Raw genomic sequence first — 12756 nt, forward strand, 5'->3', positions numbered from 1 at the left:
CCCTCCATCTTTTTTAGGGAAGACGAGAAAAGAACCAAAGATGCAACATCAAATCGCTTCTTCGGTTCTAGAGGACACTATTCGGGAATTCCCAGGCGGGCCCTTTCCAGGGCAGCCAGGTCCAGCTTTTTCATGCTGAGGAGGGACTGGGTCACCCGGGTGATTTCCTCGGGGGTACCCACCACATAGATATCGTCAAAGTCCGCCGGAACAATCTGCCAGGAGAGGCCATAGCGGTCCTTGATCCAGCCGCACTGCTCGGCTTCCGGCACTGCGGATAGCTTGTCCCAGTATTCGTCGATTTCCTCCTGGCCTTCGCAGTTCACCATGAAGGAGATGGCCTCGGAGAAGGTGTAGTCGGCGTCCATGGCATTGTCCATGGCGGAGAGGACATAACCATGGAGGTTCACCTCGGCATAATTCACCTTGGCCAGAGGACTCTGGGATTCCTTCTCGCCATAGCGGCTGAGGAAGGTCAGCTGGGAATGGGGAAAGACTTCCGTGTAAAACTTCAGCGCTTCCTCGGCTTTTCCGCAGACCTCCCGGGAAAAGAGAAGGTTGGGGACGATTTTCTGCCGGATCTCCCCGCCTTCCTGGAGGCTTAGCTGCCAGGAGAGGCCAAAGCGGTCCTCCACCCAGCCATAGAGGGGACTGAAGTCATATTTCTCCAGGGGCATGAGGATGCGTCCCTTTTCGGTCAGAGCCGTCCACATCCGTCTTAGCTCCTCTTCCGTGGCACAGGCCACCATGAAGGAGACGGAGGGGTTGAAGGTGAAATAGGGACCGGCATTGATGGCGGAAAATTCCTGTCCGGCTAGCTGAAAAGCGAGGATCCGGGCATCGCCGGAGGGCGTTCCTTCAATGACGATGTCCCGGAGTATCCGGGAATCCTCAAAGAGGCTCATATAGAGTTCCACAGCTTCCAGGGCTTCCTTGTCGAACCAGAGGTGGGGAACGATATTTTTCATGGGCGGTCTCCTTTCAAGGGGTTTTCTTCAATGTAAAAGAAGGGGGAGGGAGAGTCAAGAACCAAAACAAGAAGAATTGAAGAACGGTTCGTGAACGGAAGGCAAGAAAAAAGAAGCTTCTCCTTGGGGAAGCTTCTGGGGAAGAAGAATTAGCTGATGATGGTTTCGTCCAGGACCGCGCTCTTTTCTTCCGGTCCCATGGAGAGGAGAAGGTTCAGGAGGATGCCCACGATGGCGGCAGTGGCGATGGCTGGAAGTTCGATGCCGAACATGGGAATCATGCCCCCTTCATAGTTGAAGGTTCCGCCCAGGCCCACAATGAGGATGACGGAGATGATAGCCAGATTCTTGGCACTGAAGAGATCCACCTTTTTATCCATCATGATGGTGATGCCCTGGGCGGCGATGATGCCGAAGAGGTAGATGGACAGTCCGCCGATGACAGCCGTGGGGATGGAGTAGATGATGTTGATGAGGGGGGTGAAGCAGGAGATGATCATGGTGATGATGGCCGCAGCCATGAGCACGGGGACGGAGAAGTTCTTGGAAATGGCCATGGCGCTGATGTTCTCGCCGTAGTTGGTTCCGGCGGGGCCGCCGATGAATCCGGAGATCATGTCGCCCAACCCGTCGCCCACCAGGTTGATCCCCAGTTTATTCTCAATGTCGTATTCCTTGGGGGAGCCTTTCTTCCGGGCTAGGTCCTTCACGTAGATGTCCAGCTGGTAGATGTGAGCCGTGGATTCCGGAATGGTGGCCACGGCAATGGGCATGATGGCGAAGACCGCCGCCCAGGAGGGCTTGGGCAGGGTGAAGATGGGGAGGTTCACGATGCTGTCGCTGGTGATGGCATTGAAGCTCACAAAGGGAATTCCCGTGGTCCAGCCGATGATCAGGGCCACAAAGTAGCCGGTGAAGAGGCCAAAGAGGATGGGGAACTGGCTGAGTTTTCCCTTCAGGTATACGGAATAGAGAATGGTGGAAAATAGGGTGACCAGGGCGATGATCCAGGCGTAATTCGTGGCCTGCTCTTTGACACTGTCAGCCAGTCCCTTGGGGATGGAAGAAGCGTTCCCCATGGCATTGGCTGCCAGGGATAAGCCGATGATCATGGCGATGCTGCCGGTCACTGTGGCAGGAAGGACCTTCTGAATAAAGTCCTTGCCGATGCGGCGGATGAGAAGCCCCGCAGCGATGGAGACCAGTCCGGACATGACGATGCCAAACTGGGCCACGGAGATTTTATCGTTCAGGGTATAGCTGGCAAAGGCATCGGCGCTCATAATCGAGGCGATGGCCGCAATATAGGAGAAGCTGGAACCATAGTAGAGGGGGATCTTTCGTCCCGTGACCAGGAGAAATCCTAAAGTGGCCAGACCGGAGGCGAAGATGGTGGTGGAAACGTGGAATCCGGTGATGAGGGCCACCAGTACCGTGGCGGGAAACATGACGACGATCTGCTGAAGAGCAAAAAAGATGAGTTCGATAAATGGGGGTCTTTCATCGGGCAAGTAACCAACAACCTGTTTTGTCATGATACATCATCCTCTTTCTGTGCAAAAATCTGCAAAAAAAAATCGTGCTTTCGCAAGATTGTATGCATGACCGGCCGCAAAGCCGCCCTCTCGTATGCAATCTTGGAGGTCTCTCAGGACCTGCATTAAAGATTTCTTTTTTTCATTATGGCACGGAGGAGAAGCGTTGTAAAGCGGTGAGCCCCAGGAGTTAAAAATAATCTTTTCCCATCATGGCCCAGGGCCATGATGGGATTTTAGCGCCGCTTCTTTGAGGCGTGAAGGGATGACGGAACGCTCTTTCAATTCCATTTTTCCCACGCAAGAAGAGAATGCAAAAAGGAAACGGATAAGGTATAATTGGTTAAGTTAGCATATTAACCTAGGATGAAGGGGAAAATGATCATGGCGTACCGTATCCCGAAATACCTCCAAATTAAACAGGACATCCTCGATGCCATCAAGACCGGCGTTCTTCAGCCCGGAGATAAAGTCGACAGCGAGTCCACGCTGAAGAAGAAATACAGCGTTTCCGCCATCACGGTGCGAAAGGCCTTCAATGATCTCATCAATGACGGCATTCTCGTGGGGGTCCAGGGAGCGGGGACTTTTGTGGCCAAGAAGCAGATGATCCGCGGCCTCACCTCCATCAGCTTCAGCGATGAACTCCTGCAGCAGGGGTATGCCATCGATACGGCCATCATCTCCATTGAGGAAGTGGTGAACCCCCATGTGGCGGAGAAGCTGGGCATCGGCCAAGACGATCCCCTGATCTGCGTAAAGCGGGTTCGGCTGGCCAATGAGGAGCCTCTGGCCTTCCATATTTCCTACATCGATGCAAAAAAACTCAGCCTGGAGGAAGCCCAGGACGTCATTGCCCTGAAGTCCTTCTATAAGGCCCTGGAGAAACGGGGCATCATACCCAAGTGGGCCAATGAAAACTACTCCGTGAAGGAGGTCAATGATCCGGTGGTGTCCAACCTCATGAAGATCAAGAAAGGCGGCGCCACGTTCTACGTAAAGCGGACGGCCTTTGATGAGCGGAACCAGATCGTGGAATACTCCGAGACCTACTTCAACAAGGAGCTTTACTCCGTGGACGTGAACATCAAGTTCGCCACCTAGCAAAAAACAGCAGGGGAAAACCCCCCGACACCTGAAGACCCTTCGCTGCTCTTCCCGATTTTTGGGCGGAGCAGTTTTTTTGTACCTTTTTCCAGAACGGATATTTCAAAAAATGGGGGAGAAAAACAGGATATTATTTCATGAAATGGATTGCAAAGGAGAAAGGATGGGTGTATAGTGAAACTATCTTAGCATGTTAACATGTTAACATGTCAAATTATCATTGTTAAGGGGATGACCACATGAGGATCATCAAGTACGCGCAAAGCTATGAAAAAAAGGTAATCGACCTTTGGAATGAAACGCTCCCGGTGGATGCCATCACCGTGGACAAGTTCCGAAACCAGGTGCTCTTTGACGAGAACTTTGACGAGGAGCTCTGTTACTTGGCCTTGGAAGAGGAGAGCCTGGCGGGTTTCCTCCTGGCCATCAAGCGGAAGTTTCCCTACCTGGAACGGGGACTGGAACCAGAAAGGGGATTCATCAGCGTTATGTTTGTGGATCCGGCGATGCAGAAGAAGGGCATCGGCGGGGCTCTGCTGGAAAAAGCCGAAGGGGATCTTCGGGCCCTGGGCGTAAAAAGGATCACCCTGGGGGCATACAGCCCCAACTACTTCTTCCCCGGCATTGATGGGGAAAATTACCCCGCAGCCCAAAGCTTCTTTGAGGCCCACGGCTATGTTCAGGGGGATGTGAGCTTCTCCATGCGGAAAGATCTCCATGGTTTTCGAAAAACGAAGGAGATGGCGGCCCGGGAAGAGGAACTTCAGCGCCAGGGATTTTCCCTGAAGGCCTTTGACCACCGCTATACCCTGAAGCTTCTCACTTTTGCCCGGGATGAGTTTGGCGGAGGATGGAAACGAAACATTCTGATCAGTCTTCGCCAAGGCCTGGCTCAGGAGAATATACTTCTGGTCACGGACCCGGCGGATGATGTGGTGGGCTTCGCCATGCGGATGATCGATGGGAATCCCATGCGGTTCGGACCCATCGGGATCAGCGAGAAGGTCCGAAACTACGGCATCGGCGGCATTCTCTTCGATGCCATGCAGTGGGAGATGGCCAAGCGAGGCGTCTATCACCTGTACTTCGTCACCACGGATATTCCGGGAAGACGGTTTTATGAGCGGCATGGACTGGAGGTCTTCCGGACCTTCCATGCCTACGACAAGCGATGGGAGGAATAAACATGGGAGAGATTAAACGCGTGATCAGTGTGGGTGCCCATTCTTTGGATGCGGAGCTCTTGGGGGGCCCCCTCTTTCTGAAATATGGAAAATTAGGAGCCCACTGCACCCTGGTCCATGTGACCCGGGGAAGGCTGGAGGATCCGGAGGCCACGGAGGAAGCCAAGGCAGAATATCTGAAACAGCTCACGGTGCAGAACCAAAAGGCCGCCAAAGGCCTGGGCGCCGACTGGATCTGGACCGGCTATGTGTCCAGCCATATGCCCACATTGGAAGAGTTCACCCAGTACCTCGTGGACTATTTCCGCCAGGAAAAGGCGGATCTCGTTATCACCCACTGGCGGGGCTCCATGCATCCCCGGCACATCAACACCCACGATGCCGTGACCGCGGCGGTGAAGAAGCTGCGGCAGGAAGGGCAGGAGATCCGGCTGGTCTATGGGGAAACCTTTGAGGACCTGGTGGGGTTCCTTCCCCAGGCCTACTTCGAACTGGAAGAGGATGAAGTGGAAAACTGGTTCAAGGCCCTGAGAAGCTACGATGTCTTCAACGGCGAAGTCAATGACTTCCCCTATGGCGCCTACTACGGGACCAACGGGCAGATCCGCCAGATCGAAGCCGGCGCGACCCGGTTCACCGTCTGCTACATGTACGCCAGCCTCATTGAACGAAAGCTATGGTGATGACGATGGCAGAAGTACGAATCAATCATCTTAGAACTGAAGCAAAAAATCCCCGGACGCTGCACCTGGATCTCATGGATCCCCTGGAGATCCTCACCATCATGAATGAGGAGGATGAGCAGGTGGTATGGGCGGTTCGGCAGGTGCTCCCCCAGGTGGCCCAGTGTGTGGCCAAAGTCACCCAGGCGCTGAAAAATGGGGGAAGGCTCATCTATGCCGGGGCAGGCACCTCCGGAAGACTGGGCATCCTGGATGCCGTGGAATGTGTCCCCACCTTCTCCACCAGGGAGGAAGTGCAGGGCATCATCGCCGGCGGCGAGAAAGCCTTTGTCCGGGCCGTGGAAGGGGCGGAAGATTCCATGACCTTAGCCCGGGAAGATCTGGAGAAGATCGATCTGAACCCTCGGGATGTGGTCATTGCAATCACCGCATCGGGCAGAACGCCCTATGCCATCGGGGCCCTGGATTATGCCCGGTCTGTAGGGGCCAGTGCCATCGGCATCTCCTGCAATTCCCATGCGGAGCTCTCCAGCCATGCGGATCTGGCCCTGGAAGTGGAAGTGGGACCAGAGGTCCTCACGGGTTCCACCCGGCTGAAAGCCGGCACCGCCCAGAAGATGATCCTCAACATGATCTCCACCGCCTCCATGGTGGGGGTGGGCAAGGTCTACGGAAACCTCATGGTGGACATGAAACCCACCAACCTGAAACTCCTGGAGCGGGCCAAGGGCATCGTCATGGAGTCCACGGGCTGTACAAGACAGGAGGCGGAGGATACACTGAAAAAAGCGGGGAATTCCATCAAAACAGCCATTGTCATGATTCTGGGCCAGGTGGAGCTTGAAGAAGCGCAAAGAAGGCTCCAGGAACATGGAGGATTTGTGCGGAAATGCCTGTCGCAGTAAAAGAAAAGGAGAGAGGAAATCATGGGAAAGACCTATGTGCGCATCGATGACCGGCTGATCCATGGACAGACCGTGCTGGCCTGGTGCCCGACGTTAAGCATTGCGGAGATCATTGCCGTGGATGACGTCAGCGCCAAGAATCCGATGCTGAAGACCATCATGACCATGGGAGTGCCATCCAAATACAAGACCAATATCGTGACCCTGGAGGAGGCGAAAGCCCTTCTTCAGGCGGAACAGCCGCATAACCGGCTGCTCATTGTGAAGGTGCCGTCCGTTTTGAAAGCGCTGGAAAACCAGTTAGGGGGGATCGAACAAATTATTTTGGGGAATCTGGCGAAGCGGGAAGACACGCTGCACAAGGTCAGCGGGGCTACAGGTATTTTTTATCTCAGCAATGATGATGTGGAATTTTTAGACCGTCTCCATCAGGAAGGGCAGAAGATCTCGTTTCACCAGCTGCCCAGCACCCAGGAAACCACTTGGACAAGTTTTATGAAAACCATCAAATAATGAATCATAAGGGGGAAGAAAATGACAACTTTACAGATTATCCTCGTTTCTTTGTTCATTTATCTCGGTTCCATCGGTTCCATCGTCGGAAATACATTGGGTTGGTATAACCTGGGCAGACCCTTGGTGGCCTCCTTCGTCGTGGGCCTCATCATGGGGGATGTGCCCACAGCCATGATCGTGGGCATTCCGCTCCAGATTATGTACATGGGTAATGTGACACCGGGCGGAGCCGTGGCGTGGGATCTTTCTTATGCCACCTACATCGGCACCGCAGGAGCCCTGGTCTTTGGCAAGGGAATGGGAGCCACGGAGCTCATCGGCCTTGCCGTAGTCTTTGCCGGCATTGGCGGCCTGGTGGGACAGCTCATGTGGAACGTGTCCTATGCCGCTTGTCTTCCGCTGAACCGTGTGGCCCAGAAATACGCTGCCGCCGGAGAAACCAAGAAGATGTTCATTCCCAATGTGGTCCTGGGCCAGGCCATCGGATTCGTTGTCCGATTTGTCCCCGCCATCATCGTGCTCACCTCCATGACCGCAGCTTCTGCCCAGGCAGATTTTGCCACCCTGATTCCCGGCTGGGTGACCACCGCCCTTTCCGTCTTCGGCGGCATGATGGCGGCTCTCGGAATGGGCATCATCCTGTCCTTCCTGCTGAAGGAAAAATATCATGTGGTGATTTATCTTGCCGGATTCATCCTGGTCACCTACTTCAAGCTGAATACCATGGCTGTTGCTGTGGTGGCCATCATCGCCGCAATACTCTACTATATCGCCATAACGGGCAAAAGTGAGGTGGCTTAATCATGGAGAAGAAAATTAGCAAAAAGACCCTGAAAAAATCCTTCCTTCACTGGTTCTTCTTCAACGGATGCTCTCAGCAGGCCGAAAGCATGCTGGGTATGGCCTTTGGCCAGTCCATGGCTCCCGTCATCGAGGAGCTCTATGAGACCAAGGAAGAGAAGAGTGAAGCGCTGAAGCGCCATATTACCCTCTACAACTCAGAATCCCAGGTGGGCTCCATCGTCAATGGTGTCGTCTGCGGTTTGGAAGAAGCCAATGCCAATCATGCCAGCTCCCCGGAGCTCATCAGCAGCGTGAAGGTGGCCCTCATCGGTCCGTCTTCCGCCATCGGCGACTCCCTTTGGGTGGCCACGATCATTCCGATCCTGCTCACCATCGCCCTTTCCCTTTCCCAGACCTCCGAGAACATGTCCTGGCTGGGCGCAGCGCTCTACATGGTGGTGTACCCCGTGGGTACATTCATGCTCAGCTGGTATCTCTTCAAACTGGGTTACCGCTCCGGTCTCGAAGGCATGCAGACCTTCATGTCCGACGGCAAGCTGGATAAACTGACCAAAGCCATGACGGTTTTGGGCCTCATCGTGGTGGGTGCCCTCACAGCTTCCTTCGTTAACATGGTTATGCCCATCCAGATCGTCCGGGATGTGTTTGACGCCACCCAGGGCATCGTGCTGAAGGATCAGGTAATCTTCAATGCCGACGCCATGCTGAACAATATTTTCCCGAAGATTCTTCCCCTGGGCCTGACCCTTTCGGTATACTATCTCTATACCAAGAAGAAATGGTCACCCCTGAAGCTCATGGGCCTTATCCTCGTCATCGCTGCCGGACTTACTGCTTTAGGCTATGCCACAGGTTTTTACGCATAACCGTCAAGAGGAGACAAAATGATCAATATTATCGTCATGGGTCATGGCGGCTATGCTGAAGGGATTCGGAAGAATCTGGAGATGCTCTCCGGCGTGCCGCAGCAAATGCACTTTTTGGATTTAACCGAGGAGGGGCTTCCTCAGCTGGAGGAAAAGCTGAATGCACTTCTGGACACCCTGGGGGATCAGGAAATCCTCTATGCCTGTGATCTGCTTGGCGCCTCCCCCTTTCGGGTGGCGGCCCTGAAGTGCATGATGAGTCCCCAAAAACAAGTTCTGGTCACGGGGCTCAACACCATGGCCTATGTGGAACTGGCCCTGCCGGATCCGGAGCTGTCGCTCCATGAGCTGGCAGACCGGGCCGTGAACACCACCAAAGAGTCGGTGACGAAGTTCACCCTCCCGGAGGAAACCTAAACTATACGGGACAGCCGAATGGCTGTCCTTTTTTTGCATCCATATCCTCTCCAGCAGTATAGGGATTGAGGTCCACTCTGGAACATATCTACGAAGAAAAACAACGGTTTGGCGAAGAAGGTTGTATAGAACGGATATATCGAATAAACTAGAAGTAATTCAAGGAAGTGAGGGAGATTATGGGATTCTTTAATACTTTAGATAAACCGATTTTGTACCGGGAGTCCGATGCTCTAAGCAAGCAAATCGCGGAGCTGCAGAAACTCCTGGAAGAGGCCCCGGAAAGTTCAAAAAAAGCCATTCGGCAGGATCTGCGCCTGCTCCAGTATGGAGAAATGGGGGAAAAGACCGTTCGCTATGAGCTCATGAACAGTTTCATGCCCATGCTGATCCTGGAAGGGCTGGAGCTGGATTATGAAGGACTTCAGGCGCAGATCGACTTTGTGGTCATCACGCGAAAGGTAAATTTCGTCATTGAGTGTAAAAATCTCTATGGGGATTTGGAACTGAGTCCCGAGGGGAACTTTGTCCGCACCGTGGAGTTAGACGGATGGCGCAGGAAGGAAGGAATCTACAGTCCTATCACCCAGAATCAGCGGCATCTGGACATTCTGAAGGCCATCCGTAAAGAGTCAAAGGGTAATTTAATTTTGAAAATGATGTTCGAGAAGTATTTCGAGGAGAACTACAAGTCTGTGGTGGTTTTGGCTAATCTCAAAACGGTCCTTCGGGGCGGAAAAGCGCCCAGGGAGCTTCGAGATCAGCTCATCCGCAGTGACCAGCTCATCCGCCATATGAAGGCGGTGAATGAGGCTAGCAAGCTAGAACCGAGTAAGGATAAGCAAATGTACGAGCTAGCGGAGTTTCTTCTGAGCCAGCATAAGCCCAGGGAAAGAGACCATGCTGCCCGTTACGGCATCATCCCGGACAATACGGAACCCGTGGAGGAACCTGCCGAGAAAGACCTGGAGGTTTCCGACGTTTCAAAGGATTCCGGGCAGTCCGTAGAGGAACATCCTCTTTACGGAGCGCTGAAAGCCTACCGGCTGGAAAAGAGCCGGGAAGAAGGGGTGAAAGCCTACTTTATCTTCAACAATGCCCAGATGGAAGTGCTTGTGACGAAGAAACCCCGGACCTTGGAAGACTTGGGACAGATTTCCGGATTTGGCCCGGTGAAGCTGGAGAAGTATGGAGAGGACATCCTGGCCATCTTGAACCAATCTCTGTAGTTTTTCCCGAATTCTTCGGGATGAAGAGTAAGACCGGAGGAAAGGATGACGGGAAGAACGAACGATCGATGTAGGAGAGATGTTCATGAACACGAAAGCCAACTTAATCCTGCAGAAAGGGGAAGATGTCACGGCCAATGTGCAGTGGTGTGCCTACAATCCCCAGACGAAAAAGTATGATGTGACCTACCAAAATGGAAAAACCTACCATTTTCACTTTGACTCGATCCTGTGGCTGAAAAACCCGAAAACAGTGGATCATCAGTGGCTCAGCATCCAGCATCGGGAAAGGGAGGTCTTTGATATTCAGGGGATTCTGGAGTTCTCCGGGGCAAATCGGGTGTACTGGAAGGTTCTCTTTCAGGATGGACGGGAAGCCTGCTATCTCAAAAGAGAACTGGATATTCAGTCCTCCTGCCTGCGCCATGAAGATATGGCCTCCAGTCTGGAGTATCTTCGACGAATTGCGGCGGTGAACGAACTGCAGTCCGAGGATGGGGTCAGGCTTCTTGCCCAGCAGTATGAAAAATTGGATTTTCTGGATTCCGATTCTGCCCTGGCCACCTACCTCAATCCTCGCCGTTATTCCCTGGAGCATCGGAAAGAGCCTGCACTGATCTTTCCCTTTGGCGGAAATGCCAGCCAGTTTCGGGCTGTCCGTGAAGCCATGACGAATCAGGTCAGCATCATCCAGGGCCCCCCGGGAACGGGAAAAACCCAAACCATTCTCAACATCATCGCCAATCTCCTGATTCAGGGGAAAAGTGTCCTGGTGGTGTCCAACAATAACTCCGCCACGGCGAATATTCAGGAAAAATTGGAATCCCCCCGTTACGGGCTGGGTTTTTTAGCCGCGCCCTTGGGCAGCATGGAGAACAAGACCCGGTTTTTAAGCCGGCAGACAGGCGTTTACCCGGATCTTTCCGCCTGGATGTCCAGTGAGGAGAACCAGGAGAAGCGGCGGTGGAGTATCCGGAAAATTTCCCAGGAACTCACGGAGGTTTTTGCCCGCCAGGAACGATTGGCCCGGGCAAGACAGGAACAGGAAGCCCTGACGGTGGAAGTTCGGCATTTTCAGCAGTACTGCGCGGAAACCGGATTGGGAGGGTCAAAAAATGCTTCAGGGCGACGGCGATCCTCCAAAAAACTCATGAGAACCTGGCAGGAATGCCAGCGCTTTCAGGAGTTGGATCAGCCTGTATCCCTGGGGTTTAAACTGAGGAATCTGCGCATCACGGGTCTTCGGGAATGGCGGTCCTACCGGATCAACCTGCCCCGCGTGATCACCGTCTTTCAGGCCCAGTATTATGAGGCAAAGCAGGAGGAGCTCCAGCGGGAGATCCAGCAGCTGGAGAATCTTCTTCAGCAGGGAGATCAGACCCTGGAAAGCCTTACGAAAAAATCCCTGGACTATCTCCGGGCGGAGCTTTATAAAACCTATGGCACCCGCACCCAGCGGAAGATCTTTGAAGGGGAGGACCTTTGGAAAAGGCCAAGCGCATTCTTGCGGGAGTACCCCGTAATCCTCAGCACCACCTTTTCTTCCCGAAGCAGTCTTGGCAAAGGGGTCCTCTATGATTATCTCATTATGGACGAGGCATCCCAGGTGGATGTGGCCACGGGGGCCTTAGCCATGGCCTGCGCCCGAAATGCTGTCATCGTGGGTGATCTCAAGCAGCTTCCCAATGTAGTGACGGAAGAGATCCGGGAGAAAACCGATGCGATTTTTCAGCGGTATCGCCTCCATGAGGGGTACTCATTTGCCGGGAACAGTTTCTTGAAGTCCGTGGGCACCATTTTACCCGAAGCCCCCCAGACCCTCCTTCGGGAGCACTACCGCTGTCATCCCAAGATCATCGGATTTTGCAATCAGAAGTTCTACAATAACGAGCTTCTCATCATGACCCGGGACAAAGGGGAGAAAGATCCCCTCCTGGTCTACAAGACCGTGGCCGGGGATCACCGCCGGGAAAGGTTCAATCAGCGGCAGATTGATGTACTCTGCGCCGAAGTCCTCCCTCGGCTCGATCAAGATGCTCCGGAGAATATCGGCATCATAGCCCCCTACAATGACCAGGTTCAGGCTCTTCGGCAGGCAGTGAATAACGCCAAGATCGATGTGGCCACAGTGCATAAATTCCAGGGGCGGGAGAAGGACACCATCATTCTGACCCCCGTGGATGATGTGGTGACGGATTTCTCTGATGATCCCTATCTCCTCAATGTGGCCATCTCCCGGGCAAAAAAGCGTCTGGCTCTGGTGGTGTCCGGCAATGAACAGCCCAAGGACAGCAATATCGGGGACCTCATTGCCTATATCGAATACCATAATTTTGAAGTGGCTGACAGTGAAATTTATTCGGTGTTTGACTATCTCTACAAACAGTATACCCAGGAGCGGATCAATGTCATTAAGTTAATATGAAACTCTATAAACTGCCGGAGTCTGGATTGATTAGTTTTTAGATTCTGGCAGTTTTTGTTCAGCAATGTCTCTTCATTGCTTGTTTTTCGGCATAGCAAACAAGCGGGTTTACACCGC

The 12756-nt window shown here is 53.3% G+C and carries 12 protein-coding genes; 10 read left to right on the plus strand and 2 right to left on the minus strand.

What is annotated here, in order from left to right:
- Nucleotides 1–77: 77 nt before the first annotated feature.
- Together KCG48_RS09750 and KCG48_RS09755 are read right to left on the minus strand one after the other, a co-directional pair.
- Nucleotides 78–968 (minus strand): VOC family protein, encoded by an 891-nt coding sequence (locus KCG48_RS09750; protein ID WP_211801764.1) that lies wholly within the window; start codon nucleotides 966–968, stop codon nucleotides 78–80.
- A 149-nt stretch (nucleotides 969–1117) separates the two neighbouring features.
- On the minus strand, nucleotides 1118–2503 hold the full coding sequence (locus tag KCG48_RS09755) for a uracil-xanthine permease family protein (protein ID WP_230977089.1): 1386 nt from the start codon (nucleotides 2501–2503) through the stop codon (nucleotides 1118–1120).
- A 384-nt stretch (nucleotides 2504–2887) separates the two neighbouring features.
- Between KCG48_RS09755 and KCG48_RS09760 the strand changes: the two genes are divergently transcribed.
- From KCG48_RS09760 to KCG48_RS09805, 10 genes are all read left to right on the plus strand, one after another.
- Complete coding sequence (locus KCG48_RS09760; RefSeq protein ID WP_211801766.1) at nucleotides 2888–3607, plus strand: GntR family transcriptional regulator; 720 nt, start codon at nucleotides 2888–2890, stop codon at nucleotides 3605–3607.
- A 242-nt stretch (nucleotides 3608–3849) separates the two neighbouring features.
- Nucleotides 3850–4794, plus strand: a complete 945-nt coding sequence (locus tag KCG48_RS09765) for a GNAT family N-acetyltransferase (RefSeq protein ID WP_211801768.1) — start codon at nucleotides 3850–3852, stop codon at nucleotides 4792–4794.
- Between the two features lie 2 nt (nucleotides 4795–4796).
- Nucleotides 4797–5477, plus strand: a complete 681-nt coding sequence (locus tag KCG48_RS09770; protein WP_211801776.1) for a PIG-L deacetylase family protein — start codon at nucleotides 4797–4799, stop codon at nucleotides 5475–5477.
- A gap of 5 nt (nucleotides 5478–5482) precedes the next feature.
- The gene (gene murQ / locus KCG48_RS09775; RefSeq protein WP_211801777.1) at nucleotides 5483–6382 is read left to right on the plus strand and encodes an N-acetylmuramic acid 6-phosphate etherase; all 900 of its coding nucleotides are present in this window, start codon (nucleotides 5483–5485) and stop codon (nucleotides 6380–6382) included.
- Between the two features lie 21 nt (nucleotides 6383–6403).
- The gene (locus KCG48_RS09780) at nucleotides 6404–6895 is read left to right on the plus strand and encodes a PTS system mannose/fructose/N-acetylgalactosamine-transporter subunit IIB (RefSeq protein ID WP_211801779.1); all 492 of its coding nucleotides are present in this window, start codon (nucleotides 6404–6406) and stop codon (nucleotides 6893–6895) included.
- 21 nt (nucleotides 6896–6916) lie between these two features.
- Nucleotides 6917–7699: a PTS sugar transporter subunit IIC gene (locus KCG48_RS09785; protein ID WP_211801781.1), complete on the plus strand. Its 783-nt coding sequence runs from the start codon at nucleotides 6917–6919 to the stop codon at nucleotides 7697–7699.
- 2 nt (nucleotides 7700–7701) lie between these two features.
- Entirely contained in the window at nucleotides 7702–8568 is an 867-nt protein-coding gene (locus tag KCG48_RS09790) for a PTS system mannose/fructose/sorbose family transporter subunit IID (protein ID WP_211801784.1), read from the plus strand.
- Between the two features lie 18 nt (nucleotides 8569–8586).
- Complete coding sequence (locus KCG48_RS09795; RefSeq protein ID WP_211801787.1) at nucleotides 8587–8985, plus strand: PTS sugar transporter subunit IIA domain-containing protein; 399 nt, start codon at nucleotides 8587–8589, stop codon at nucleotides 8983–8985.
- Nucleotides 8986–9164: 179 nt separating this feature from the next.
- Nucleotides 9165–10214, plus strand: coding sequence for an HRDC domain-containing protein (locus tag KCG48_RS09800; RefSeq protein WP_211801790.1), 1050 nt, complete (start codon nucleotides 9165–9167; stop codon nucleotides 10212–10214).
- Between the two features lie 85 nt (nucleotides 10215–10299).
- On the plus strand, nucleotides 10300–12639 hold the full coding sequence (locus tag KCG48_RS09805; protein WP_211801792.1) for a DEAD/DEAH box helicase: 2340 nt from the start codon (nucleotides 10300–10302) through the stop codon (nucleotides 12637–12639).
- Nucleotides 12640–12756: the final 117 nt, after the last annotated feature.

The sequence above is a fragment of the Proteiniclasticum sediminis genome (assembly GCF_018128025.1).
Classification (GTDB): domain Bacteria; phylum Bacillota; class Clostridia; order Clostridiales; family Clostridiaceae; genus Proteiniclasticum; species Proteiniclasticum sediminis.